The following is a 23,811-nucleotide window of genomic DNA, read 5'->3' on the forward strand; positions in this document are numbered from 1 at the left end:
CACCCTTGCTATAGTTCGGCCCTTATCAGCCGCCAGCCAAGGATCACTGCCATGTCCGAATACCAAGCCTTTGTCGTCGAACTCCACGGCAACGTCGCCCATGTGCAGATCAATCGCCCAGAAAAAATCAACGCCATGAACGCGGCGTTCTGGAGCGAAATCATCGAGATTTTCCAATGGATCGACGACACCGACGCGGTGCGCGCAGTGGTGTTGAGTGGTGCGGGCAAGCACTTTTCCTCGGGCATCGACCTGATGATGCTGGCCTCGGTGGCCAATGAGTTTGGCAAGGACGTGGGGCGCAATGCGCGCCTGCTGCGGCGCAAGATCCTGCAACTGCAAGCCTCGTTCAACGCCGTGGATAACTGCCGCAAGCCGGTGCTGGCGGCGATCCAGGGCTACTGCATCGGCGGCGCCATCGACCTGATCAGCGCCTGCGACATGCGTTACGCCGCTGACGATGCGCAATTCTCGATCAAGGAAATCGACATCGGCATGGCCGCCGACGTCGGCACCCTGCAACGCCTGCCACGCATCATCGGCGACGGCATGCTGCGCGAACTGGCCTACACCGGGCGCACCTTTGGCGCCGAAGAAGCGCGCAGCATCGGCCTGGTCAACCGGACCTTTGCCGACCAAGCAAGCCTGCTGGCCGGGGTGATGGACCTTGCCGCGCAAATCGCCGCCAAATCGCCGATTGCCGTGACCGGCACCAAGGCCATGATCAGCTACATGCGTGACCACAGCATCAACGACGGCCTGGAATACGTTGCCACCTGGAACGCTGCTATGTTGCAATCCAACGACCTGCGCGTGGCCATTGCGGCCCATATGAGTAAGCAGAAACCCGAATTCGTGGATTGACTGAACATGACCCCAGGCTGGATTACCACAACGCTGCTGGATAACGACGCCCCCGGTGGCTGGGCTGTGGCCCGCAGCCGCGAAGGCTTTTTGGTGGATGACAACGGGCCGCTGTTTCCCCGGGAGTGGCTCAAGCGCCAGGACCTGCCAGTATTGGCCGAGCATGGCATTGGCCATCTGGACGGCGAGCCTGTGTATCTGCTGGAGCTGAACAGCCCCGGCGACGTGCCAGGTTGCCGCTGGCAAGGCTTGCGGGCGTTTATGCTGCAAGGCGATCACCGCCTGTACAAAGTCCTGGGCTATGCCGCACAAATCGGCACCTGGGCCCGCGAGCACCGCTTTTGCGGCAGTTGCGGGCAGGCGATGGTGCAGGTGCCCCGCGAGCGCGCGATGTTCTGCAAGGCGTGCGACCTGCGCAGTTACCCGCGTATTTCACCGAGCATGATTGTGCTGATCACCCGTGGCGATGAGATTCTGCTGGCCCGTTCGCCGCGTTTCGTCACTGGGGTCTACAGCACCCTGGCCGGGTTTGCCGAGCCCGGGGAGTCTGCCGAAGACTGCCTGATCCGCGAAGTGCGCGAGGAAGTGCAGGTTGAAGTGCAGAACATCCAGTACGTGGGCAGCCAGTGCTGGCCGTTCCCCCATTCCATGATGCTGGGCTTTCACGCCGAGTACGCCGGGGGCGAGATCGTGCCCCAGGCCGATGAGATTGAAGATGCGCAGTGGTTCAACATCCACCAGTTGCCGCCGCTGCCGGCCTCGCGCTCGATTGCCCGCTACCTCATCGACCTGTATGTGGCGCGCCGTCTAGGCCACGCTGAACCAGTGCTGCCAGGCTAGGCGCACGGTCAGGCCGAGGACCACGGTGATAAACACCGGGCGAATGAATTTGGCGCCGCCGCTGATGGCACTGCGAGCGCCAAAGAACGCGCCCACCATCACCGACAGGCCCATGCTCAGGCCGACAATCCAGTCCACCGAACCGTTGAAGATAAACACCGACAACGCCGCCGCGTTGCTGACGAAGTTCATGCTGCGCGCCACGCCGCTGGCCTTGACCAGGTCCACCGGGTACATCAGCAGCGTGCTGACGGTCCAGAACGCCCCAGTGCCGGGCCCCGCCACACCATCATAGAAACCCAGGCCGAAGCCTTGGGTCGACTGCCATTTCTTCTTGATCGGCGCATCGGCGTCCAGCGGCGCCTTGGGCGTGCCGCCAAACAACAGGTAGATGCCGCAGGCAAAGACGATCACCGGCAGCATCTTGTTCAGCCACTCGGCGGGCAAGTAATGGGCAACGACGGCCCCAACCAGCGCGCCGACCAGCGTGCCGACGATGGCATGCACCCATTGGCGCGGGTGGAACAGCTTGCGCCGGTAGAAGGTAAAGCTGGCGGTGGCCGAGCCGAAGGTCGAACTCAGTTTGTTGGTGCCCAGCACCAGGTGGGGCGGCATGCCGGCGGTGAGCAGGGCCGGGGTGGTGAGCAAGCCGCCACCGCCGGCAATGGCGTCGATAAAACCGGCAATAAAGGCAACCACGGCGAGGATGGCCAGGGTGGTGAGGTCAACGCTGAGTTCAAAAGGCATGGAGGCGACTTATTTTCGGCGAGGCGCAGAAAGGGGCTGCGCGAAAGTCCGATAGCTTACCTATAACCGATTGTCAGGGCGACTGTTGCGACACACCCGCGCAGGTGCGGTAGGTGTTGTGCCAGCAACAGTGATCCAACAAACCATCCACCAAGGCAACATTGCCCGGCCCAGGCTCGCAGGGGCCAAACGCCCGTGCCACGTGGCTTGGCCCACACTGGCACGCTTGCTGCTCCACCACTTGCACAATCTTTGTGTGCGAGGTACCGAGCCATGACTCAGCAAGCCGTGAAATTTGCCTATTGGGTGCCCAATGTCAGTGGTGGCCTGGTGGTCAGCAAGGTCGAACAACGTACCGACTGGGGCATCGACTACAACCGCAAGCTGGCCCAACTGGCCGAGGAGGCAGGGTTTGAGTACGCCTTGACGCAAATCCGCTTCACCGCCGGCTACGGTGCCGAATACCAGCATGAATCCGTGGCCTTCAGCCACGCGCTGCTGGCCGCCACCCGCAAACTGAAGGTGATCGCGGCGATCCTGCCGGGCCCCTGGCAGCCGGCGTTGGCGGCCAAGCAGCTGGCCACCATCGATCAACTGACCGATGGCCGGGTGGCGGTGAACATCGTCAGCGGCTGGTTCAAGGGCGAGTTCCAGGCCATTGGCGAGCACTGGCTGGAGCATGACGAGCGCTATCGGCGCTCCGAAGAATTCATCCGTGCCCTGAAGGGTATCTGGACCCAGGATGACTTTACCTTCAAGGGTGATTTCTACCGCTTCAACAATTACACCCTCAAGCCCAAGCCCCTGGGGCAACCGCACCCGGAGATTTTCCAGGGTGGCAGCTCCCGTGCGGCACGGGATATGGCGGCGCGGGTGTCGGACTGGTATTTCACCAACGGCAATACGCCGCAGGGGATCAAGGCCCAGGTCGATGACATCCGGGCCAAGGCCGCCGCCAATAACCATTCGGTCAAGATCGGGGTCAACGCGTTTGTGATCGCCCGTGACACCGAAGAAGAAGCCCAGGCGGTGTTGGCCGAAATCATCGACAAGGCCGACCCGGACGCGGTCAACGCCTTTGGTGATGCGGCCAGGCAAGCAGGCAAGGCGTCTCCCGAAGGTGAGGGCAACTGGGCCAAGTCCAGCTTCGCTGACCTGGTGCAGTACAACGACGGTTTCAAGACCAACCTGATCGGCACGCCCCGGCAGATCGCCGAGCGCATCGTCGCGCTCAAGGCGGTGGGGGTGGACCTGGTGCTGGCGGGCTTCCTGCATTTTCAGGAGGAGGTGGCGTATTTTGGCCAGCGCGTGCTGCCCCTGGTGCGCGAGCTGGAAGCCAAGGCTGCGGCGGCCGGCAGCGCCAGGGCGACGGCGTTACCGGTATAGCACCACCGCCGCACGCAGTTGGTTGTTGCCAAAGCGGCACATCCGCTCGAACTCCCCATGGCTGACCGGCAGGTGCTGGCAGTCCATGGGCTGGCGGTGCTGGCTATGGTCCACGTCGGGATCATGCAGGTAGACAAACTCTTGATCGCAGTCGGTCACGATCACCCAATGCGGTGACTTGGAGCGCGTCAGCCGGTAACTGCTGATCAGCACCAGCGGCTGACCGCCGTCGTCCAGGACCTGCGGCAGGTCCAGCGCACCGCCAAATACCTGCTGCACATTACTGCGGGCCAACTCATCCGCGAATCCCTCATGCACCAGGCGCATCACCTCTTTTTTATGCAGGTTGCGCACGCCATCGAGAAACAGCGGCCCACGCACGTTGACCTGCATGCGTACAGCAAACCCCCGGCGCCACGCGGCCAGGGCCAGGCCCTGGGGGCTGCAACCGCCGTGGCCGGCGGTCATGAACACGGTGGTTGCTTCGCGCCAGATCTGCAGTTCTTCGCGGCGCAGTGACTCACGCCCAGGTAACAGGGCACCCATGGCCATCAGCAAACAGGCGGCGCCGCAGGTAAAGTCAGTGGTCTGCTGATAGTAGGGGACACTCAAGGCGCGGGCGTGCGCGGGCTGGAGGATGCGTTTTTCCAGGCGCAGGGCGTCGGTATGGTCGGCGTAATAGTCGTTAATCAGGGCAAAACGCCGGTAGCCAGCGCGCTCATACAACGCGATGGCGCCTGGGTTATCGGTGCGCACCTCAAGGCGCAGGTACGCACAGTCGTGGGCCACGGCGCAGGCTTCGATGCGCGCCAGCAACTGCCGGCCCAGGCCCATGCCCCGGGCCGGCGCGGCAATGGCCAGGGAGTACAGGCGCGCCAACGAGGTGCCGCGATGGAACAGCACCAGGGCATAACCGACCAATTGCCCGGCATTTTCGGCCACCAGCAACTGCGCGTGGGCACGGCTGATCATCCACTGGAAACTGCGGGCAGACAGCCGGTCAGTGGTGAAACAGTGCTGCTCCAACGTTACCAATGCTGGCAAGTCTTCGAGGGTTGCAACGCGAAAGGAAAGAGTCATATAACCGCCGTAAAAGTTGCGTAACTAAACGAGACTTCTGTGAAAGATCGTGCTTAATAGAAAAGGTCAAGTTCTCTAGCGGATCAATCAATATGTCAGCGGTACAAAGTCATTGGCGAGAAGTATCCGAGCAAACCGTCGCGGCGACAATAACTTCCAGCGGATATTTTTCTACCCCGCCCAAGAGCCCAAGCCAAGTCGTGATTATTGTTGAACGCAAGGAAGACTGGGCCTCGTACTTCCCTAGCGAAGATATAGTCACCGCCCAGGAATACCTCGAACACTCCCGGGAAAACGAGGCGGGCAAACGGGTCCAGGTGATCAACCTGTGCCGCAGCTACAAGTACCTGGGGCATGGCTACTACTGCTCGCTGCTGGCCGAGGCGCGGGGGCACAAGGTGATCCCGTCGGTGCGCACCATCAGCGAGCTGACAAAGAAATCCTTGTATGGCCTGGCCCTGGATGACCTGGATAAAACCCTCGATAAAGCATTGAGTCATCACCTTTACAGCAATACCGAAGGTTTTACCCTGACACTTTATTTTGGCCGGACCAATATTGAACCGTTGCAGGATTTGGCCCGGCAGTTATTTGAGGCTTTCCCGTGCCCGATCCTGTTAGTTGAGTTTCGTAAACATAACGGCTGGCATATCGAAGGTATCAAGTCTGGAGTCTTACATAAGTTGCGCGATGATCAGGAAGATCAATTCGCCCATGCCCTGGACAACTTCAGTCGCCGGATCTGGCGCCAACCCCGTTCGCGGCGGCTGGCCCGTTATGACCTGGCGATCCTGCATGATCCCCAGGAGCAATTACCGCCGTCCAATGCCAAGGCCCTGGAAAATTTCGTGCGGGTGGGCAAGGGCCTGGGGATCGATGTGGAGTTGATCGAACGCAAGGACTACGCGCGGCTGGCCGAATACGACGCCTTGTTGATTCGCGAGACGACCAGTGTCGACAACCATACCTACCGCTTCGCCAAGAAAGCCGAGAGTGAAGGGCTGGTGGTAATGGATGACCCGGCGTCGATCCTGCGCTGTACCAATAAGGTCTACCTCACGGATATGCTCAAGAGCCATCAGTTGGGCATGCCCGCCACCGAAATTCTGTACAAGGAGCGACCGCAAGATTTCGAACGGGTCGGCGAGCGCCTGGGCTTTCCTCTGGTGCTGAAAATCCCCGACGGTTGTTTCTCCCGAGGGGTGATCAAAGTGGAAAGCCAGGAGGCGCTGCTGGCCGCCACGGCCGAGCTGTTCGAACACTCGGTGCTGCTGCTGGCCCAGGAGTTTTTCTATACCGAGTACGACTGGCGCATTGGCGTACTCAACCGCAAGCCGATCTTTGCCTGCCAATACTTCATGTCCAAGGGCCACTGGCAGATCTACAACCACAAGGCCATCGGCCAGGATATCAACGGCGAATGCCGGACCCTGGCGGTGCACGAGGCCCCCAAGGCCGTCGTGGAACTGGCAGTCAAGACCGCCAACCTGATCGGCGATGGCTTGTACGGCGTGGACTTGAAGCAGTCCGGCGACAAAGTGGTGGTGATCGAGGTCAACGACAACCCGAACATGGACGCCGGGATCGAAGACGCCTACTTGCAGGACGACCTGTACTCCCTGGTGCTGGAAGAGTTCGTGCGCCGCCTGGAGCTCAAACGCCAGGGCCAGGTCTGGTGATCTGCTTTGAGCTCAACGAGGGTGCGCTGCGCCGCACCGAGCGCGACAATGCCGAGATCCTGCTGTTCAACAACCCCGACAGCGATGAGCGTGAATTGCTGCGCGAGCGCTATAAAGTCGATGAGCACGCGCTGGCGTCGGCACTGGACCCGGACGAGGTGTCGCGCATCGAATTCCACCCAGACAACCTGTTTCTGATCTGGAAGCGCCCGCAAAACTACTCCGGGGGCAGCAACCTGGTGTTTGAAGTGTCGTCCTGTGGCTTGCTGTTTTCCCCCGACCGCCTGCTGGTGATTGCTACCGACGACAGCCAGTTGTCGGGCCTCGGCGCGCGCCGACCGCTGCATACACCGCTGGACGTGTTGCTGGACCTGCTGCTGAACAACATCCACCACTACCTGGGCCACCTCAAGGTGATCAAGCTGGTCGCCCGCGAGTTGCAGCAGCAGTTCAACGCCTCCATGAGCAACCGCCACCTGATGCAGATGTTCAGCCTCAGCGAGAGCCTGATCTATTACATCAACGCGCTGCACAGCAATGGCGCGGTCTTGACGCGCTTGCGCAACCACGGCGAAAAAGAACACTTCAGCGCGCAGACCCTGGGCCTGATCGGCGACCTGATCATCGAGAACAACCAGTGCTACAAGCAGGCGGAGATCTACTCCAACGTGTTCTCCGGGCTGATCGATGCCCGGGGCAACCTGATGAACAACAGCATGAACAACCTGCTGCGCAAGCTGACGCTGATCAACGTGGTGTTCCTGCCGCTGAACCTGATTGCCAGCATTGGCGGCATGTCCGAGTTCAGCATGATGACGGCGGGGACGCCGTGGTGGGTGGCGTACCCGCTGTTTTTGCTGGCAATGGCGTTGGGCGCGGCGGGGATGGTGCTGGGGCTGCGGCGGATTGCCAGGGGCGGCGGCAAAGCGGGGTGACCGGGCCCCGCATTCGCGCCGGTGCAGGCGGGCTTAGGCGCCGGCCTGCAGGGTCAATACTTCAAAACCCTCTGCGGTGACGGCCACCGTATGTTCCCACTGGGCCGACAGGCTGTTGTCACGGGTCACCACGGTCCAGCCATCCTTGAGGCTGCGCACCTTGGCGCTGCCCTGGTTGAGCATCGGCTCGATGGTGAACACCATGCCTTCGCGCAGGGTCAGGCCGGTGCCTGGGCGGCCGAAGTGCAGGATTTGCGGCTCTTCATGCATTTCCCGGCCAATCCCATGCCCGCAATACTCGCGCACCACACTGTAGCCATTGGCCTGGGCGTGGCTCTGGATCGCATGGCCGATATCCCCCAGGCGGGCGCCGGGCTTGACCTGGCGGATACCGGCCCACATCGCCTCGAAGGTCTGCTCCACCAGGCGCCGGGCCTTGGGCGCGACGGCTCCGATCATGTACATCTTGCTGGAGTCGGCGATAAAGCCGCCTTTTTCCAGGGTGATGTCGATATTGACGATATCGCCATCCTTCAACACGTCCTTGGCACTTGGCATGCCATGGCACACCACCTCGTTGATGGAGGTGTTGATGCTGAAGGGGTAGTCGTACTGCCCCAGGCTGGCGGGGCGGGCTTGCAGGTCCTGGCGGATAAATGCCTCGACGGCTGCATCCAGTTCCAGGGTGGTCTGGCCGGCCGCGACGCGGCTGTCGAGCATAGTGAACACCTGGCCCAGCAGGCGCCCGGCTTCGCGCATCACGGCAATCTGTGCAGGGGTCTTGATCATCAGCTGCGCCCCCGGATCAGGTCGGGCTTGTCGAGCAACAGTTTGTTGATCAGGTCGTTGTAGGCCAGGTGCGGATTGAGTTCGGCCAGCAGGCCGATCTTGATCCAGAACTCCGCCTGGGCGTTGATGGAGCGGTCCATCGTGGCGCTGGCCAGTCGGATTTGTTCATGCAGTTGGTCGGTGATCTTGACGATGCCCATGGGGTTCACTGTGTAGGGTTTATATACAAAGCGTATACGTTTCGTATATCGCTCGTAAACCCCGGTGTTGACTTGCCCAGGACCGGCGGTTAGTTTTGTTGCATGACATTACAAACCTATCGTTCCCAGCCAAGCATTATTACCGCCATTCCTCATTTGGCGGGATAGCGTTCGGCTGTACCCAAACCCGCCCTAGAGGCGGGTTTTGTTTTTCCGTCTCCAGGGCTCTGTCAAACGCCAGGAGACACCCATGAGTAGCCCGCTGCCGCAGTCCACCGCCGACGATGGATTGCTTGAGCATTACGTGAAGAAAATCCTCGCCGCGCCGGTCTACGACCTGGCGGTACGCACGCCGTTGCAGGCCGCCCCGGCGCTGTCGGCGTTGCTTGGCAATCAGATCCTGCTCAAGCGCGAAGACCTGCAGCCGACGTTTTCCTTCAAGATTCGCGGCGCCTACAACAAGCTGGTGCAGCTTGGCGAGGCGCAAAAAGCCTGCGGGGTGATCACCGCCTCGGCAGGCAACCATGCCCAGGGCGTGGCATTGGCGGCGCGCGAGTTGGGGATCAAGGCGACGATTGTGATGCCCAGCACCACACCCGAATTGAAAGTACTTGGCGTGCGTTCGCGGGGCGCCGACGCGGTGTTGCACGGCGCCAGTTTCCCGTTCGCCCTGGCCCACGCGTTGCAGTTGGCCGAACAGTCGGGCGCGACCTTTGTGTCGCCGTTCGATGATCCCGACGTGATCGCGGGGCAGGGCACCGTTGCCATGGAAATCCTGCGCCAGCAACAAGGTGCACTGGACGCGATCTTCGTGCCCGTGGGCGGTGGTGGCTTGATCGCCGGCATCGCGGCCTACATCAAGTATTTGCGCCCGCAAGTGCGGGTCATAGGCGTGGAGCCTGAAGGTTCCAGTTGCCTGCTGGCGGCCTTGCGTGCAGGCGAGCGGGTGATATTGCCCAGCGTCGACAGCTTTGCCGATGGCACCGCAGTGGCGCAGATCGGCGCCTACGGCTTTGAAATCTGCCGCGAGCATGTCGATGAAGTGATCACCGTCAGCAACGATGAACTGTGCAGCGCGATCAAGCTGATCTACGACGACACTCGCTCCATCACCGAGCCCTCCGGTGCCCTGGCGGTTGCCGGGATCCGCCGCTATGTGACACGCACCGGGGCCCGGGGGCAGACGCTGGTGGCGATCAACTCCGGGGCCAACATCAACTTCGATAGCCTGCGCCACGTGGCTGAGCGAGTGGCGGCGCAACAGCACAGCCTGAATGTAGGCGTTGTCGAGCGTTAGCGAGGCTACGATGGCGCCAGCAACTACACCTCGTCCATTGTGGGAGCGGGCTTGTCGGATCGCCGCATCGCCGCGAAGACGTCGGCCCGGCAAACATTGATGTTGACTGACCTACCGCTTTCGCGAGCAAGCCCGCTCCCACATTTGATGTGAGGCGCTACTGCACCCTGGCCTTCTCGACGGTGCTCGATGCCGACCAGATGCGGTAACGCACTTCGACATCTTTTGGAACATATATAACGATGGGTAACTTGCTGTTGTAGCGCAGCACAAAACCGTCGCCGACCACCGGCACAAAGTCCTCGCGGGTCTTGCCGCCGGGGCAGGCCATCATGGTGCTCATGGGGCCGCTGACCTTCTCCAGGCGGTAGAACGGATAACCCCAACCCTCGAGGTTTTTCTCTTCCAGTACACCACCCAGTCGCTGCTGGTTGCAGTCCACAGGCAAGGTTTTACCGGCGAGGATTTCGACCTTGAAGTCCTGCTCCTGGGGCTTTGCGGGCAAGTGGATGACCTGGCGAACCTGCCCGGCATCGGCCTTGGGGTAGGGCGCGATATCTTCAAGCTTGGCGGCATGGGCCTGGGCGGCCAACATGCTCATGGCCAGTACGCAAAGGATGTTGAGTGCAGAAGAAGTCATGGGACGTCCTTATCTTGGGGGGCGCTGAAACGGTCACTGCCACGCTGCACGCCAACGTCCGGCCGTGCAAACCAGCAGCAACTTATATAAGGGTTGCTGGTGCTTATGAGGAAAGGATCCTACGCCAAAAAACACAAGGAGTAGGCTTTGTAATGGAACGTGCCTGCCAGGGTTGGCAAGGCAGCGGTCAGACTATTGATAGCTATAAAAATTCATTGGCGGTCTCAAAAAAAGGAGAGGTTCAGCCATGCTTTCGGAATTGGAACTACGCGGCCTTATTGAAGGAAGCTTCCTGCCCAGGCGTTGTGAATGCATCAAGGCCCAGGATGCGTCGTTGACCATCAGAATCTACGACGACGATGGCACCAACATGACTGTCACCGGCATCCAGGCCGATAAACTCGACAGCAGTCGTGCCATCTGTAACTTGATCACGACGCTGCGTGGAGACCTCCATCACGCCCACGCACCCGCCCCGCGCAGGGCCGGCGCCAGGCTCTACTGATCAGCCCACGTTGGGCTTGCGGGCCTGGATAAACCCCAGGCCCAGCACCAGCTCCGTGCCCACGGCCAACAGAATTCCCGGGCCAGCATGCCCATTGAGCCATTCGCCCATCCCCAATGCGGCCAACCCCAGGCAACCGACAATAAAGCCGGACACCAGCGCGCTGCGGGTGGGTGACGGGGCGGTATGACGCAGGCGATAAAACATGATGCCGATTGCCAGGAACAGCATGGCATTGCGGCGCGCCACCAGGCCGCTGGCATCGGTGTATTGCACCCCCCAGAGCCACAGCAGCAGGTCGGGCCGCACACCCCAGGCAATCGCCAGGGCCAGGCATAGCACGGCAGTGAAGGTGGCGAGTGAGTGGAAGCTGAGGCGCATGGCGAGTCCTTTCGGCCGTTTCAGAAGGGCCCAAGAATAAGCTGTGCGGCAAGCCTCAGACAAATCCGATACGGCACGTTCCCATCTCGCTGCTAGTGTTTCGCCAAATCTGTCGGCAGTGGCTGAGGTAGTGCGTGCAACAAAAAATCGCAGCAGAGTTTCTCGGCACCTTCTGGTTGACGTTCGGCGGCTGTGGCAGCGCCATCCTGTCGGCCGCGTTTCCCGGCCTGGGCATCGGGTTTGCGGGGGTAGCGCTGGCGTTTGGCCTGAGTGTGCTGACCATGTCCTACGCGGTAGGCAGTATCAGTGGTGCGCATTTCAACCCGGCGATCACCGTTGGCTTGTGGGTCGCAGGGCGTCTACCGGCAATGGATGTGTTGCCCTACATCATTGCCCAGGTCGCCGGGGCGACGGTTGCGGCGGCGATCCTCGCGCTGGTCGCCAGTGGCCGGCCGGGGTTTGAAATCGGCGAGTTCGCCGCCAATGGCTATGGCGCCTTGAGCCCGGGGCAGTACAGCCTGCTGGCCGCGGTGGTGGTGGAAAGCGTGGGCACCTTCTTCCTGGTGTTTATCGTCATGCGGGTGACAGCGCCCGGGGCCGCGCCCGGGTTTGCGCCGATAGCCATCGGCTTGACGCTGACCCTGATTCACCTGGTGTCGATCCCCGTGACCAACACCTCGGTCAACCCGGCCCGCAGCACCGGCCCGCAGCACCGGCCCGGCACTGTTTGCCGGCGCCGATTACCTGAAGCAACTCTGGCTGTTCTGGCTGGTGCCCCTGGCCGGGGGCATCCTTGGGGCCATGGTGGCCAGGGCCGTACGGGAGCGGCCGTGAGCCGCTACCAGCTCATGCGGATGCCGGCGTTGCCGCTCACGCCCTCCAGGGTGTTGGTGTCCAGTTGGGTGCTGTAGTCGGCGGCCACGTACACGCTGACGCTGGCGGACAGTTTGGCGACCACGCCGACGCCCAGATCGGCATAGGCTGACTTGTGGTCAGTCTTGATCCGATCAATGTCATCGTAAGTCACCGTGTCGCTGCCACCGAACGTGCGCCAGGCGTTGACCCGCAGGTAGGGTTCAACGGGGGTGTCTTGCAGCAGGTAGCGACCTTTCAAGCGGGCCCCCACGCGCCCGGTCCAGTAATCCTGGGAGTCGAAGGACACACTGGATATCCCGTCATTCTGGCGATCGAGGTCAATCTGTTGGTGGATCACCTGGGCCTGTGGCTCCACCACCCAGTTCGCGGAAACGGCGAACGGGTAGCCCGCCTCCGCAGACAGGGCCAGCGCATGGCCTTTGGTATCCATCTTTATCCCGCGCTCGGATTTGTTGTCACCCTCCAGGCGCGTGCCCATGGCCACCAGGTCCACGTACCAGCCCTTGGGATCGGTCAACGTCCAGTAAGCACCGACGTTGTCGCCGGTGAGTTTGACTTGCCCGGAACGCTGGTCTTCAAAACCCAGGGCAAAGCCTTTGACGTCACCCTGCAGGCGGCTTTGCCCGATAAACAGCCCCAGGCGCTGGAGTTGCCCGCCATCGGTGGCCCAGGCATAGAGATCATGGCCCACCTGATAACCCTTGACGGAACCGTCGAAACTCGGCGACACCGTGCCGGACCAACTCTGCTTGAAGTCACTGCCATAGGCCCGGCCCCAGCCAGCCGGGGCGGTGCCGGTCTCGCCCAACAGGCTTTGCTCGCCCTGGCGGTCATGGAACGTGCCAAGCGCCTGCAAGGTCATGCGCTGGGCCGCCGGAACCACCACCGAGTACACCGGCACCTCGACGCGATACAGCGGGATCGGCTCGGCGCCGGCCACGGCGGTGGGCAAGGGCGGCGTGGAGTCGGCAGGGGTTGGCGAGACCTCGGCCGGGACCTGGGTTGGTGGTGGCGGCGCAGGCTCGACGGGAGCCACGGGCTGCGCGGTAGGGGGTTCGACCAAAGGCTCGTCGGGGCCGACCACCGGAGGCACGGCCGGGATAGGGGGTTCTGGCACGATCACCGGTGGAACCACCGGCGGCGTGGGCACGGCGGGTGGCTGCACGGCCACCACGGAAGAGCGTAGATACCAACTGTTCTCCGAACCGGCCGTCACGCCGCCCTTGAACAGGAAGTACTCATAGGCCCCGGCCGACACCGCGCCTTTGAGGGCAAACGCGTCGCTGCTGCTGGTCGCGCCATTGAGCGCCTGCACCACTTCAATCCCATTGTTGCGGGTCAACCCACCCAGGCCGCCCAGGTTGCTCACGGCCAACTGGGTGTTACCGCCGATCGTGCCCTGGGACACCACCAGCTTGTCGGTGGCCGAGGTCTCGTCGCCCAACACCGTTTGCAGCCACAACTGGCCGTTGTTACCGACATAGTTGCCGTGCACCGTCAACGAATCCGTGGCGCTGTTGCTGGCGCTGGCCATGTCGATGGTCCCGGCATTGTTCAGGGTGGCCAACTGGCCTGCGGTGTAGGGCCGGATACTGCCTTGGGTCACCGCCAGCACACTGCTGTTATCGATGGACAACACCCCGGTGCCGCTGGTGTTGTCCCCCAGGAACAGATCCTGCGTCAGGTCCAGGCGCGAGCCATTGTTGAGGTCGAAGGTTTCCCAGCCGATATAGCGGCCAGCATTGCCTGAGGTGGTGTTGTCGAAGGCCAAGCGATCATTGCCCAGGCCACCGTCAATCGAGGGGGTGCTGCCAAGCAGGGTTTCGTTGAGGTTGGCCAGCAATGCCGTGTCGTCACCGTCGCCCATCAGCACCGCAGACTTGATCACGCCGCCCGAACGCCACTCGAAGGTGTCGTTGCCGAGGCTGGCGCGGATCTCGCCGTTGATCACGCCGCCGCTGACGAGAAGGGTGTCGTTGCCGCCACTGACACTGATGTTGCCGCCAATGGTGCCGCCGGACACGCTGATCCGGTCGGTGCCAAAGCCAGTCACCAGGTTGCCGAGGATTGCGCCACCGGACAGGTCATAGATGTTGTTGTCCAGCTTCATGTCCACCCGGCCGATGGTCCCGGCGCTCTGGCTGGCCACATCGCCGTCTTCAAAGGCGCCGACGATGGTGCCGCCGGTCATGGTGAAGGTGTCGCGCCCATCGCCCTGGGCCAGGGACTGGATCTGCCCGCCGCCCATCACAAAGTCATCGATGCCGTTGCCCTGGGAGACTGCCCCGGTGACGGTCCCGGCGTTGATCTGGAAGCGATCGGCGCCGTCGCCCTGGGTCACCGAGCCGACGATGCTGCCGGAGTTCATCTGGACCCCATCGACGCCCGGCCCGAACAGCACATTGCCATTGACGGTGCCGGAGCCCCCCGTGGGCAGCGTCAGGCTGTTGTTGCCGGATACGTCGGTCAGGCCGCCTGCCGAGGTGCCGCTGTCGCAGGTATAGCTGTCGTCGCCACTGCCTGGGGTGAGGACGCATGCGGCCTGGGCAGGAGTCTGGAGTGAAAGAATGCCGACTACAAAAACGGCTGGCTTGAAAAAAGTCCGTTCATTGCTCATCGATCATCCCTGCCCATGTAGGAAAAATATACGTAACTAGGGTCTAGTACAGCCTGGGATGAATCGCAATGTTTAAGGCAAGGCTGAAAGCCACGAAATCCGTGGCCTGCAGTGATGGCACTGTGCAGTTATGCCTGTATCTAAGCGTTTAATTGCTGGCGATAGGGCAGGTCTGGCCCGGTCTTGCCACAGGTCAGCGCGGCGGCGCGAATGGCGAACTTGAGCATGCTGTCGATCTGTTCCCGGGCCAGCCCCTGCACCCCCTCAACCGAATCCAACTGCTGCTCGGTAAGCCAGGCGATCAAGGCCGCCTGGAAGGTATCGCCAGCGCCCACGGTATCGACCATCACCACTTTGACGGCCGGTGCCGACCAACTGCCATGCTGGCGGCTGAACACGCTCGCGCCATCGCCGCCACGGGTCAGGAACACCAGTTGGCAGCGCTGCTGCAACCAGCCTTGCAGCACGCTTTCGGGGGCCTGGCCTGGGTAGAGCAGGTGCAGGTCTTCATCGCTGACCTTGATCAGGTCGGCATGCTGCACCCACTCGGCCACGCGCTGGCGCCATACCTCGATATCCGGCTCGGGATTCAGGCGTACATTCGGGTCGAGACTGATCAGGCGCTTGCCGCTTTCCCGGCGGGCCAGGGCCAGCAGGCTATCGGCGACCGGCTGCACCACCAACGAAAACGAACCAAAATGCAGGCCGCGTACCTGCGCATCGAGGGCGGGCAAATGCTCGATCTGCAACTGCCGGTCGGCACAGCCTTCGCCGCGAAAGCTGTACTGCGGCGAGCCGTTGGCACCCACGGCGACCATCGCCAGGGTGGTCGGCGCGGCAAACTCCAACAGGTACTCGTCGTGTACCCCTTCATCCTCGAGCACCTGGCGCAGGCGCTGGCCCAGGTAGTCGCTGGACAACCCGGCGAACAGCCCGGCCTCGATCCCCAAACGGCGCAGCCCCACCGCCACGTTGAACGGCGAACCGCCGGCAAGCGCCTTGAAATTGACTTTGGAGGCCTGCCCGCTGGGATCCTCCTGGCTGAAAAAATCAAACAGCGCTTCGCCACACACCAGATACATAATTATTCGCTCTTAAAGGGTTGCCACATGCTGTTGATAGCGTTCATAGGCCTGCTGGTACGCCCTGACGCTGGCGGCGACGGGCTGGGTGCGACTGGCCGGGTCGACACTCACGCAACGCGCGCATAGCCCCTCCAGGCTTTCGCCGGACTGGCACCACGCGGCCTGGATCGCCGCGCCCAGGGCCGCCGCTTCGCTTTGTTCGGTACAGATCACTTCGGTGTCCATGATATCGGCGACCATCTGCCGCCACACCGGGCTTTTCGAGCCGCCGCCGATCAGGCGGATACTGTGGCTTTGCAGGCCGGTCTGGCGCAACAGGTCCAGGCCTTGGCGCAAGCCAAAGGTGGTGCCTTCGACCACCGCGCGACACAGGTTGCCACGGGTCAGGTTGGTCATGGTCAGGCCGTGCAGGCTGCCGGTGGCGTGGGGCAGGGCGGGTACGCGCTCGCCATTGAGAAACGGCAGCATGCAGACGCCCTCGGCGCCAATCGGCGCCTGGGCCACCAGGACGTTGAACGCCACCAGGTCCAGCTCGAACAGCTCACGGATGACCCCGGTGGCATTGGTCAGGTTCATGGTGCAGATCAGCGGCAGCCAGCCGCCGCTGGAGGAACAGAATGTCGCCACCGCGCCCTGGGTGCTGACAGTCGGCTGATCGGCAAACGCATACAGGGTGCCCGACGAACCGAGGCTCATGGTAAACACTCCAGGCTTGATATTGCCGGTGCCGATCGCCCCCATCATATTGTCGCCGCCGCCACTGGACACAATGGCCCCGGGGTTGATCCCCAGGCGCTTGGCGATGGCCGGCAGCACAGTGCCCAGCGCCTGATTGGCTTCTATCAGGGTTGGCAACGCGGTTTCCAGGCGCCCGCTGGGGTCGATATGCCGCAGCAATGGCAGGTCCCATTGCCGGGTGCGGACATTGAAATAACCGGTGCCCGAGGCGTCGCCATACTCGGCGCAGGCGCGGCCGGTGAGCCAATAATTGAGGTAGTCGTGGGGCAACAGGATATGGGCGACGCGTGCGAACACATCCGGGTGTTGCTCCAGGGTCCATAACAGCTTGGACACGGTGTAGCCCGGCGCAATCGCCACCCCGAGGCGTTCCAGGGAGCCGCTTTCACCGCCCAGGTGTTGCAGCAGCCGGGCGTTTTCCGCGCTGGTCTCGGTGTCGCACCACAGCTTGGCCGGGCGCAGCACCTGGCCCTGCTCATCGAGCAGCACCAGGCCATGTTGCTGGCCGGACACGCCAATGCCGAGAATGTCCTGGCCGTCCACACAGGCTTGCTGCAAGGCGCGGTGGGTGGCTTGGGTAAAGGCGTCCAGCCATTGCGTGGTGTCTTGCTCGCGCCGGCCATTGGCGCCGCTGATCAGGCTGTGGGTCGCGGCGCCCAGGCCCAGCACCCGGCCGCTGGCGGCGTCGAGGACGATGGCCTTGGTGCCTTGGGTGCCGCAGTCGATACCAAGAAACAGAGATTGGCGGGGCATGGTGGTTACTCAGCAGAAAACAGGGTGAAAACCCGAGCAATGTGGGGTTCTTCAGTCGGTAAGTCGTTTCAAGGTCTTTGTGACACCGTTATCGCGCAAACTGACAAAACACCGCTCGAACGCTGCCACAAACTCAGGCGAATTGGGAATCGCCGTGCCAAAAATTTCTTCCACACCCAACAAGCGCTGGCTGATCGAGGCGTCATCCGCCACCAGCGCCCGGCAGAAGTCGGCGCGGGGGTCGGGGATGCGGTAGCGCACGCCGTTCTCGTCAACGCCTTGCAGGTACAAGGCCCAGGCTGCCACCACCAGTGCCGCCCGCTCGGTGTCGCGGCCCTCGGCAATCAGGCGGTTGATGGTTGGCACGGTGAACTTGGGAAACTTCGAGGAGCCATCGGAACACACCCGCTCCAACTGGTCGGCAATCGCCTGGTTGGAGAAGCGGTCCACCAGGGTCTGCTTGTACTCGCCCAGGTCAATGCCCGGCACCGGCGCCAGGTTGGGGGTCACGTCCAGGTCCATATAGGCGCGCATATACGCGACAAACAGCGGGTCGTTCATGGTCTCGTGGACAAACCGGTAGCCCTTGAGAAACCCCAGGTAAGTCAGGGCCAGGTGGCTGCCGTTGAGCAGGCCGATCTTCATTTCTTCATACGGCGTGACGTCGTCGGTGAATTGCACACCCACCTGTTCCCAGGCCGGGCGGCCGTTGACGAACTTGTCTTCCAGCACCCATTGCACAAAGGGTTCGCACACCACCGGCCAGGCATCGTCGATGCCGTGTTCATCATGCAGTTGCAAACGGTGCGCGGTGCTGGTCATCGGTGTGATGCGGTCGACCATGGCGTTGGGGAAACTCACATGGTCCTTGATCCAGTCATGCAGTTCGGCATCGCGCAATGCGGCGAACGCCAGCAGCGCCTTGCGAGTCACGGCGCCGTTGTGCGGCAGGTTATCGCAGGACATCACGGTAAAGGCAGGCACGCCCGCCGCCCGGCGCTGGGTCAGGGCTGCGCAGATAAAACCGAACACGGTTTGGGGGGCGTCGGGGTGGGCCAGGTCATGCTGGATCTGCGGCAGGTGGGCCATGAACTCACCGTTGCTATCGTCGATGCAGTAGCCGCCCTCGGTGATGGTCAGCGAGACGATGCGGATTGCAGGGCTGGCCAGCTTGTCGATCAAGGCCTGGGCGCCGTCCTGTGCCAGCAGCATGTCGCTGATGGCACCGATCACTCGTACTTCGGTGTCGTCGGTATCGCCCAGTTCGTACAGGGTAAACAGATAATCCTGGCCCGCCAGGTCATCGCGCGCCTTGCGGTCTTCGGCCCGCAGGCCGATGCCGCAGATGCTCCAGTCCAGGCCGTCGCCGGTGTTCATCAGGGCGTCGGTGTAGTACGCCTGGTGCGCACGGTGGAAACCGCCGACGCCGATATGGGCGATGCCCTGGCGCGTATCGGCGATGGTGTAGGCGGGCAGGCGCACTTCGGGCGACAGCTGCGTGAGGTTTTGCTTATTGAGTTTCATCAGAAAATCTCGCGAAATCAGGCGGCAGCGCGCAGTGGGCGGGCCACGGCCACACCGTCGGTGTCGAACAGATGGCAGTGCGCCGGGTCCAGGTGCAGTTGCAGGGTCTCGCCATACTGGCTGGCCATGTCGCCACGGATCCGCATGGTCAGCGGCTCGCCGCTGGTGGTGAGCACATGGCAGAACGTGTCGCTGCCCAGGCGTTCGCCCACGTCGGCGGTGACGGTCAGGGTGGTATCGCCCGGCGCGGCCAGTTCCAGGTGCTCGGGGCGGATGCCCAGGGTCACCGCACTGCCCACGCGCAAGCTGGCGCTGCTCAAGGGCAGGCTGATCAGGGTGCCGGCGTCCAGTTGCACGTCGCAGCCCTGGCCCTCGATCCGGGTGACCTGGCCCTTGAGAAAGCCCATTTTCGGCGTACCCAAAAAGCCTGCGACAAACAGGTTGGCCGGCTGGTGATACAGCTCCAGCGGCGAGCCGACCTGTTCGATGCGCCCGCTGTTGAGTACCACCACCTTGTCGGCCAGGGTCATGGCTTCGACCTGGTCGTGGGTCACGTAAATCATGGTGGCTTGCAGTTCTTTATGCAGGCGCGCCAGTTCCAGGCGCATTTGCACGCGCAGGGCGGCGTCGAGGTTGGACAGCGGCTCGTCGAACAGGAAGATTTTCGGGTTACGCACAATCGCCCGGCCAATGGCCACGCGCTGGCGCTGGCCGCCAGACAGCTGCTTGGGCTTGCGCTCCAGCAGCGGGCCCAGCTCCAGGATGCGTGCCGCCTCACTGACTTTACTGTCGACGATTGTTTTGTCGACGCCGGCCAGGTCCAGGGCAAACGACATGTTCTTGCGCACGCTCATATGCGGGTACAGGGCGTAGGTCTGGAACACCATCGCCAGGTCGCGCTTGGCCGGGGTCACTTCGGTGATATCGCGGCCATCCAGTTCGATGGTGCCCTCAGTCACTTCCTCAAGGCCGGCAATCAGGCGCAGCAGGGTCGACTTGCCACAGCCCGACGGCCCGACGAATACCACGAACTCCTTGTCGTTCACTTGCAGGTCGATGCCCTTGATGATGGAGAAACCTTCGAAGCCTTTTTGCAGATTGGTGATTTTCAGGTTGGCCATGATGGGCCTCCTTTTTATAAGGGGTCGTTATTTCACTGCGCCAAAGGACAAGCCGCGCACCAGTTGCTTCTGGCTGATCCAGCCGAAGATCAGGATCGGCGCGCAGGCCAGGGTCGAGACGGCAGATAATTTGGCCCAGAACAAACCTTCGGGGCTGGAGTAGGAGGCGATCAGCGCGGTCAACGGTGCGGCATTCGAGGAGGTCAGGTTCAGCGACCAGAACGCCTCGTTCCAGCACAGGATCAGCGACAGCAACACGGTGGACGCCAGGCCGCCCTTGGCGATGGGCAGCAGCACCCGCAGCATTTCCTGCAACAAGGTGGCGCCATCCAGGCGCGCGGCTTCGAGGATGTCCTTGGGGATGTCCTTGAAGTAGGTGTAAACCATCCACACCACAATCGGCAGGTTGATCAGGGTGTAGATGATGATCAGCGCGATGCGCGTATCCAAAAGGCCCATGCTCTTGGCCAGCAGGTAAATGGGCATCAGCACGCCCACCGGTGGCAGCATCTTGGTCGACAGCATCCACAGCAACGTGCCCTTGGTGCGCTGGGTTTCGTAGAACGCCATGGAGTAGGCCGCCGGCACTGCAATCAGCAGGCACAAGGCGGTGGCGCTGAAGGAAATCACCACGGAGTTCCAGGCGAAGCTTAGGTAATTGCTGCGCTCATTGATGTGCAGGTAGTTCTCCAGGGTGGGCGTGAAAATGAACTGCGGCGGCGTGGCAAACGCGTCGATTTCGGTCTTGAAACTGGTGAGCACCATCCAGAAGATCGGGAAGAAAATCACGATCGCGATGGCCCAGGCCAGGGTGCCGAGCAACAGGCTTTGCAGGCGGCGGGATTGTTGAAGCGTCATGGCGCGGCCCTCAAGGCTTGTCAGTCAGGTTTTTGCCGAGCATCCGCACCAGGATGATAGCCGCGATATTGGCAATGACCACGGCAATCAAGCCGCCGGCCGAGGCCATGCCCACGTCGAACTGCACCAGCGCCTGGTTGTAGATCAGGTAGGCGAGGTTGGTCGAGGCGTAGCCGGGGCCGCCGTTGGTGGTGGTGAAGATTTCAGCGAATACCGAGAGCAGGAAGATGGTCTCGATCATCACCACCACGGCAATGGGCCGGGCCAGGTGCGGTAGGGTCAGGTGCCAGAAGATCGCAATCGGGCCGGCACCGTCCAGGCGCGCGGCTTCTTTCTGTTCCTGGTCCAGGGACTGCATGGCGGTCATCAGGATCAGGATCGCGAAGGGCAGCCATTGCCAGGACACAATGATGATGATCGACAGCAGCGGGTAGTGCGCCAGCCAGTCCACCGGCTGCGCGCCAAACAACTTCCACACCGCCGCCAGTACGCCGGACACCGGGTGGAAAATCAGGTTCTTCCAGATCAGCGCACCGACCGTGGGCATGATGAAGAACGGCGAGATCAACAACACCCGCACCAGCCCCCGGCCGAAAAACTCGCTGGCCTCCAGCAAGGCACTGATCAACACCCCCAGCACCACACTGATCAGCAGCACGCTGCCGACCAGCAACAGGGTGTTGGTGGCACCGGGCAAAAAGCCGGAATCGGTGACGAAGTAGGTGAAGTTCTCCAGGCCCACGAATTGGTTTTCGCCGGGGTAGAGCAGGTTGTAACGGATCAGCGAAAAATACAGGGTCATGCCCAGCGGCACGATCATCCACAGCAGCAACAGGGCCACCGAGGGGCTGACGAGGAACCAGCCGGGGTTGAGCAGGCGGCTTTTAGACGTATTCATGACAATCAGAACCCATTGGAGGCAAACAGAATCAGCCTTGGAGTGCGGTCAATGTAGGAGCTGGCTTGCCTGCGATGGCGGCCTGTCAGTGGATAAATCAGTTAACTGATCGACCGCTATCGCAGGCAAGCCAGCTCCTACATTTACGAGGGTGAGCCTGGGCTATTTGGGGTAGCCGGCACGCTTCATTTCCCGCTCGGTGGTGGTTTGCGCGGCAGCCAGGGCCTGGTCGACTGTCTGCTGGCCGGTCAGGGCGCCGGCGAAGAACTTGCCCACCTGGGTGCCAATGGCCTGGAACTCGGGAATGGTCACCAACTGGATGCCGACATAGGGCACGGGCTTGAGGGTCGGTTTGGTCGGGTCTGCGACTTTCAACGACTCCAGCGTCACCTTGGCAAAGGGCGCGGCCTGCATGTATTGCTCGCTGTAGGTCGAGGCGCGGGTGCCTGGCGGTACGTTGGCGATGCCATCGGTCTTGGCCACCAGCGCGCCGTACTCCTTGGACGTCGCCCAGGCACTGAAGACCTTGGCCGCGTCCTTGGCCTTGGAACTGGTGGGGATCGCCAGCGACCAGGAATACAGCCACGAAGTGCCCTTGTCGGTGACCTGTTGCGGGGCAAAGGTGAAGCCGACATGCTCGGCGACCTTGCTCTGGGTCTTGTCGGTGACAAACGAACCGGCGACGCTGGCGTCCACCCAGATCGCGCACTTGCCGCTGTTGAACAGCGCCAGGTTTTCATTGAAACCATTGCTGGAAGCGCCCGGTGGGCCGGACTTCTTCATGTTGTCGACGTAGAAATTCAGCGCGTCCTTCCACTCAGGGCCATTGAATTCGGGTTGCCATTTCTCATCGAACCAGCGCGCGCCATAGCCATTGGCCAGGGTGCTGATCAGCGCCATGTTCTCCCCCCAACCGGCCTTGCCGCGCAGGCACAGGCCGTATTGCTCCTTGCTCTTGTCGGTGAGTTTTTCGGCAAACTGGCCAATCTGCACCCAGGTCGGATGCTCCGGCATGCTCAGCCCGGCGGCCTTGAACAGGTCGCTGCGGTAGTAGGTAATGGAGCTTTCGGCATAGAACGGCAGGGCGTACAGCGTGCCCTTGACGGACAGGCCGTCACGCACTGAAGGGAACACATCGTCCAGGTCGTAGGACGCCGGCAGGTCCTTCATCGGCTCCAGCCAGCCCTTGGCGCCCCAGAGTGCAGCTTCGTACATGCCGATGGTCAGCACATCGAACTGCCCGCCCTGGGTGGCGATGTCGGTGGTCAGGCGTTGGCGCAGCACGTTTTCTTCGAGCACCACCCAGTTCAACTTGATGTCCGGATGCTCGGCCTCGAAGGTTTTCGAGAGCTTTTGCATGCGGATCATGTCGCTGTTGTTGACGGTGGCAATGGTCAGGGTTTGTGCACCCAGGCTGACGGCGCTGAGGGTCATGCAGGTACAGGCAAGCAGGGCTTTTGCTGGGAACTTCATCGCGCACTCCGTATCTGCGCCCAGAGGGCTGCAGAAGGACAGTTATTGTTGTTGTGTCTTCCAGGGCAGCAGGAAGAGTGTGCGTTGATTACAGCCTTGTGCAGGCCCGGTGACAAATCCTTGGACACACTTGCACTGATACTTTTTTGCACTGGTCGATGGGTGCCATGGGCGACCTGTTACTTTTGACAGTAGACGATCTAAAGGAATCAAGGGTTAATTGTTGTGCACAACCAACCGAGGATATGTTCATGAACTATTCCACCGTAAGACCCGACATTAACTGGCTCTACAAAGTTGCTCTTGGCATGGTCGTCGCACTGTTTGTCAGTGCATGCACAGGGCAGTCACCTTCTTCCGGTAATTTTGATGAATGCGTGCGTGAGGGTTATTTCAAAAGTGTCGAAATCGCCGGTGGGTATTACCGCTGTGTGTATAATTCAAGCACTAAGAAATATACGCTTTATCGCTACACTTGCCCGGCAGGCAAAGAGTTCAACGAAGCGACCAGACAATGTGAGTGAG

General features: G+C 61.7%; 22 protein-coding genes and 1 pseudogene. 9 read left to right on the forward strand and 14 right to left on the reverse strand.

Annotation, left to right across the window (positions count from 1 at the left end; translation table 11 throughout):
• Positions 1-51 precede the first annotated feature (51 nt).
• Both HBO12_RS02665 and nudC read left to right on the forward strand, forming a co-directional pair.
• Complete coding sequence (locus HBO12_RS02665) at positions 52-864, forward strand: crotonase/enoyl-CoA hydratase family protein (RefSeq protein ID WP_170041352.1); 813 nt, start codon at positions 52-54, stop codon at positions 862-864.
• A 6-nt stretch (positions 865-870) separates the two neighbouring features.
• Positions 871-1,704 carry an NAD(+) diphosphatase gene (nudC, locus tag HBO12_RS02670; RefSeq protein WP_169951847.1) on the forward strand — a complete coding sequence of 278 codons (834 nt, stop codon included), beginning with the start codon at positions 871-873 and terminating at the stop codon, positions 1,702-1,704.
• On the opposite strand, the gene HBO12_RS02675 is transcribed toward nudC, so the two are convergent.
• The gene (locus HBO12_RS02675; protein ID WP_029291538.1) at positions 1,672-2,451 is read right to left on the reverse strand and encodes a TSUP family transporter; all 780 of its coding nucleotides are present in this window, start codon (positions 2,449-2,451) and stop codon (positions 1,672-1,674) included. The two genes, nudC and HBO12_RS02675, sit on opposite strands and share 33 nt — an antisense overlap.
• A 273-nt stretch (positions 2,452-2,724) precedes the next feature.
• Here HBO12_RS02675 and sfnG point away from each other — a divergent pair, with 273 nt between their 5' ends.
• Positions 2,725-3,837: a dimethylsulfone monooxygenase SfnG gene (gene sfnG, locus HBO12_RS02680; protein WP_170041353.1), complete on the forward strand. Its 1,113-nt coding sequence runs from the start codon at positions 2,725-2,727 to the stop codon at positions 3,835-3,837.
• Here sfnG and HBO12_RS02685 read toward each other — a convergent pair.
• Positions 3,826-4,917, reverse strand: a complete 1,092-nt coding sequence (locus HBO12_RS02685; protein WP_170041354.1) for a GNAT family N-acetyltransferase/peptidase C39 family protein — start codon at positions 4,915-4,917, stop codon at positions 3,826-3,828. The two genes, sfnG and HBO12_RS02685, sit on opposite strands and share 12 nt — an antisense overlap.
• A gap of 92 nt (positions 4,918-5,009) precedes the next feature.
• On the opposite strand from HBO12_RS02685, the gene HBO12_RS02690 reads away from it, so the two are divergent.
• Together HBO12_RS02690 and HBO12_RS02695 are read left to right on the forward strand one after the other, a co-directional pair.
• Entirely contained in the window at positions 5,010-6,596 is a 1,587-nt protein-coding gene (locus HBO12_RS02690; RefSeq protein ID WP_178123665.1) for a RimK family protein, read from the forward strand.
• Positions 6,590-7,531, forward strand: a complete 942-nt coding sequence (locus HBO12_RS02695; protein WP_170041615.1) for a magnesium transporter CorA family protein — start codon at positions 6,590-6,592, stop codon at positions 7,529-7,531. The genes HBO12_RS02690 and HBO12_RS02695 overlap by 7 nt, the downstream gene beginning before the upstream one ends.
• Positions 7,532-7,564: 33 nt before the next feature.
• On the opposite strand, the gene map is transcribed toward HBO12_RS02695, so the two are convergent.
• Entirely contained in the window at positions 7,565-8,320 is a 756-nt protein-coding gene (gene map / locus HBO12_RS02700; protein WP_170041355.1) for a type I methionyl aminopeptidase, read from the reverse strand.
• Positions 8,320-8,520 (reverse strand): ParD-like family protein, encoded by a 201-nt coding sequence (locus HBO12_RS02705; protein ID WP_169951839.1) that lies wholly within the window; start codon positions 8,518-8,520, stop codon positions 8,320-8,322. Before HBO12_RS02705 ends, map begins: the two co-directional genes overlap by 1 nt.
• 250 nt (positions 8,521-8,770) lie before the next feature.
• On the opposite strand from HBO12_RS02705, the gene ilvA reads away from it, so the two are divergent.
• On the forward strand, positions 8,771-9,817 hold the full coding sequence (gene ilvA, locus HBO12_RS02710) for a threonine ammonia-lyase, biosynthetic (protein WP_169951836.1): 1,047 nt from the start codon (positions 8,771-8,773) through the stop codon (positions 9,815-9,817).
• A 157-nt stretch (positions 9,818-9,974) separates the two neighbouring features.
• Here the strand turns inward: ilvA and eco are convergent, their stop codons facing one another.
• Entirely contained in the window at positions 9,975-10,457 is a 483-nt protein-coding gene (gene eco / locus HBO12_RS02715; protein WP_170041356.1) for a serine protease inhibitor ecotin, read from the reverse strand.
• A gap of 247 nt (positions 10,458-10,704) precedes the next feature.
• Here eco and HBO12_RS02720 point away from each other — a divergent pair, with 247 nt between their 5' ends.
• Positions 10,705-10,962, forward strand: coding sequence for a DUF1652 domain-containing protein (locus tag HBO12_RS02720; protein ID WP_169951832.1), 258 nt, complete (start codon positions 10,705-10,707; stop codon positions 10,960-10,962).
• Here the strand turns inward: HBO12_RS02720 and HBO12_RS02725 are convergent, their stop codons facing one another.
• Complete coding sequence (locus tag HBO12_RS02725) at positions 10,963-11,343, reverse strand: hypothetical protein (RefSeq protein WP_170041357.1); 381 nt, start codon at positions 11,341-11,343, stop codon at positions 10,963-10,965. It abuts the gene before it with no gap.
• 134 nt (positions 11,344-11,477) lie between these two features.
• Here HBO12_RS02725 and aqpZ point away from each other — a divergent pair.
• Positions 11,478-12,177: pseudogene (aqpZ, locus tag HBO12_RS02730) on the forward strand (aquaporin Z).
• 4 nt (positions 12,178-12,181) lie between these two features.
• Here the strand turns inward: aqpZ and HBO12_RS02735 are convergent.
• From HBO12_RS02735 to HBO12_RS02770, 8 genes are all read right to left on the reverse strand, one after another.
• Complete coding sequence (locus HBO12_RS02735; protein WP_170041358.1) at positions 12,182-14,836, reverse strand: autotransporter family protein; 2,655 nt, start codon at positions 14,834-14,836, stop codon at positions 12,182-12,184.
• Between the two features lie 140 nt (positions 14,837-14,976).
• A complete protein-coding gene (locus tag HBO12_RS02740) occupies positions 14,977-15,918 on the reverse strand; it encodes a carbohydrate kinase family protein (RefSeq protein ID WP_169951824.1) in 942 nt (313 codons plus the stop codon).
• A 12-nt stretch (positions 15,919-15,930) separates the two neighbouring features.
• Complete coding sequence (gene xylB / locus HBO12_RS02745) at positions 15,931-17,412, reverse strand: xylulokinase (protein WP_170041359.1); 1,482 nt, start codon at positions 17,410-17,412, stop codon at positions 15,931-15,933.
• 51 nt (positions 17,413-17,463) lie between these two features.
• On the reverse strand, positions 17,464-18,936 hold the full coding sequence (locus HBO12_RS02750; RefSeq protein WP_170041360.1) for a mannitol dehydrogenase family protein: 1,473 nt from the start codon (positions 18,934-18,936) through the stop codon (positions 17,464-17,466).
• Positions 18,937-18,953: 17 nt separating this feature from the next.
• Positions 18,954-20,057, reverse strand: coding sequence for an ABC transporter ATP-binding protein (locus HBO12_RS02755; RefSeq protein WP_169951818.1), 1,104 nt, complete (start codon positions 20,055-20,057; stop codon positions 18,954-18,956).
• Between the two features lie 27 nt (positions 20,058-20,084).
• Positions 20,085-20,915: a carbohydrate ABC transporter permease gene (locus tag HBO12_RS02760; RefSeq protein ID WP_170041361.1), complete on the reverse strand. Its 831-nt coding sequence runs from the start codon at positions 20,913-20,915 to the stop codon at positions 20,085-20,087.
• Between the two features lie 10 nt (positions 20,916-20,925).
• Complete coding sequence (locus tag HBO12_RS02765) at positions 20,926-21,813, reverse strand: carbohydrate ABC transporter permease (RefSeq protein WP_051903031.1); 888 nt, start codon at positions 21,811-21,813, stop codon at positions 20,926-20,928.
• Positions 21,814-21,975: 162 nt separating this feature from the next.
• Positions 21,976-23,286 (reverse strand): ABC transporter substrate-binding protein, encoded by a 1,311-nt coding sequence (locus HBO12_RS02770; RefSeq protein ID WP_169951814.1) that lies wholly within the window; start codon positions 23,284-23,286, stop codon positions 21,976-21,978.
• A 251-nt stretch (positions 23,287-23,537) separates the two neighbouring features.
• On the opposite strand from HBO12_RS02770, the gene HBO12_RS02775 reads away from it, so the two are divergent.
• Positions 23,538-23,810: a chitin-binding domain-containing protein gene (locus HBO12_RS02775; RefSeq protein WP_170041362.1), complete on the forward strand. Its 273-nt coding sequence runs from the start codon at positions 23,538-23,540 to the stop codon at positions 23,808-23,810.
• The last annotated feature ends 1 nt before the right edge of the window (position 23,811 follow it).

This window comes from Pseudomonas sp. WS 5059, assembly GCF_012985525.1.
In the GTDB taxonomy this organism is placed as follows: Bacteria; Pseudomonadota; Gammaproteobacteria; order Pseudomonadales; family Pseudomonadaceae; genus Aquipseudomonas.

Bases quoted from the DNA above. Each gene is read 5' to 3' on its own strand.
- eco (WP_170041356.1), bottom strand. From the start codon at position 10,457: ATGACTTCTTCTGCACTCAACATCCTTTGCGTACTGGCCATGAGCATG.
- HBO12_RS02690 (WP_178123665.1), top strand. From the start codon at position 5,010: ATGTCAGCGGTACAAAGTCATTGGCGAGAAGTATCCGAGCAAACCGTC.
- HBO12_RS02755 (WP_169951818.1), bottom strand. From the start codon at position 20,057: ATGGCCAACCTGAAAATCACCAATCTGCAAAAAGGCTTCGAAGGTTTC.
- HBO12_RS02675 (WP_029291538.1), bottom strand. From the start codon at position 2,451: ATGCCTTTTGAACTCAGCGTTGACCTCACCACCCTGGCCATCCTCGCC.
- map (WP_170041355.1), bottom strand. From the start codon at position 8,320: ATGATCAAGACCCCTGCACAGATTGCCGTGATGCGCGAAGCCGGGCGC.
- nudC (WP_169951847.1), top strand. From the start codon at position 871: ATGACCCCAGGCTGGATTACCACAACGCTGCTGGATAACGACGCCCCC.
- HBO12_RS02720 (WP_169951832.1), top strand. From the start codon at position 10,705: ATGCTTTCGGAATTGGAACTACGCGGCCTTATTGAAGGAAGCTTCCTG.
- HBO12_RS02770 (WP_169951814.1), bottom strand. From the start codon at position 23,286: ATGAAGTTCCCAGCAAAAGCCCTGCTTGCCTGTACCTGCATGACCCTC.
- HBO12_RS02765 (WP_051903031.1), bottom strand. From the start codon at position 21,813: ATGAATACGTCTAAAAGCCGCCTGCTCAACCCCGGCTGGTTCCTCGTC.
- HBO12_RS02740 (WP_169951824.1), bottom strand. From the start codon at position 15,918: ATGTATCTGGTGTGTGGCGAAGCGCTGTTTGATTTTTTCAGCCAGGAG.
- HBO12_RS02685 (WP_170041354.1), bottom strand. From the start codon at position 4,917: ATGACTCTTTCCTTTCGCGTTGCAACCCTCGAAGACTTGCCAGCATTG.
- HBO12_RS02735 (WP_170041358.1), bottom strand. From the start codon at position 14,836: ATGAGCAATGAACGGACTTTTTTCAAGCCAGCCGTTTTTGTAGTCGGC.
- ilvA (WP_169951836.1), top strand. From the start codon at position 8,771: ATGAGTAGCCCGCTGCCGCAGTCCACCGCCGACGATGGATTGCTTGAG.
- xylB (WP_170041359.1), bottom strand. From the start codon at position 17,412: ATGCCCCGCCAATCTCTGTTTCTTGGTATCGACTGCGGCACCCAAGGC.
- HBO12_RS02705 (WP_169951839.1), bottom strand. From the start codon at position 8,520: ATGGGCATCGTCAAGATCACCGACCAACTGCATGAACAAATCCGACTG.
- HBO12_RS02775 (WP_170041362.1), top strand. From the start codon at position 23,538: ATGAACTATTCCACCGTAAGACCCGACATTAACTGGCTCTACAAAGTT.
- HBO12_RS02665 (WP_170041352.1), top strand. From the start codon at position 52: ATGTCCGAATACCAAGCCTTTGTCGTCGAACTCCACGGCAACGTCGCC.
- sfnG (WP_170041353.1), top strand. From the start codon at position 2,725: ATGACTCAGCAAGCCGTGAAATTTGCCTATTGGGTGCCCAATGTCAGT.
- HBO12_RS02760 (WP_170041361.1), bottom strand. From the start codon at position 20,915: ATGACGCTTCAACAATCCCGCCGCCTGCAAAGCCTGTTGCTCGGCACC.
- HBO12_RS02725 (WP_170041357.1), bottom strand. From the start codon at position 11,343: ATGCGCCTCAGCTTCCACTCACTCGCCACCTTCACTGCCGTGCTATGC.
- HBO12_RS02750 (WP_170041360.1), bottom strand. From the start codon at position 18,936: ATGAAACTCAATAAGCAAAACCTCACGCAGCTGTCGCCCGAAGTGCGC.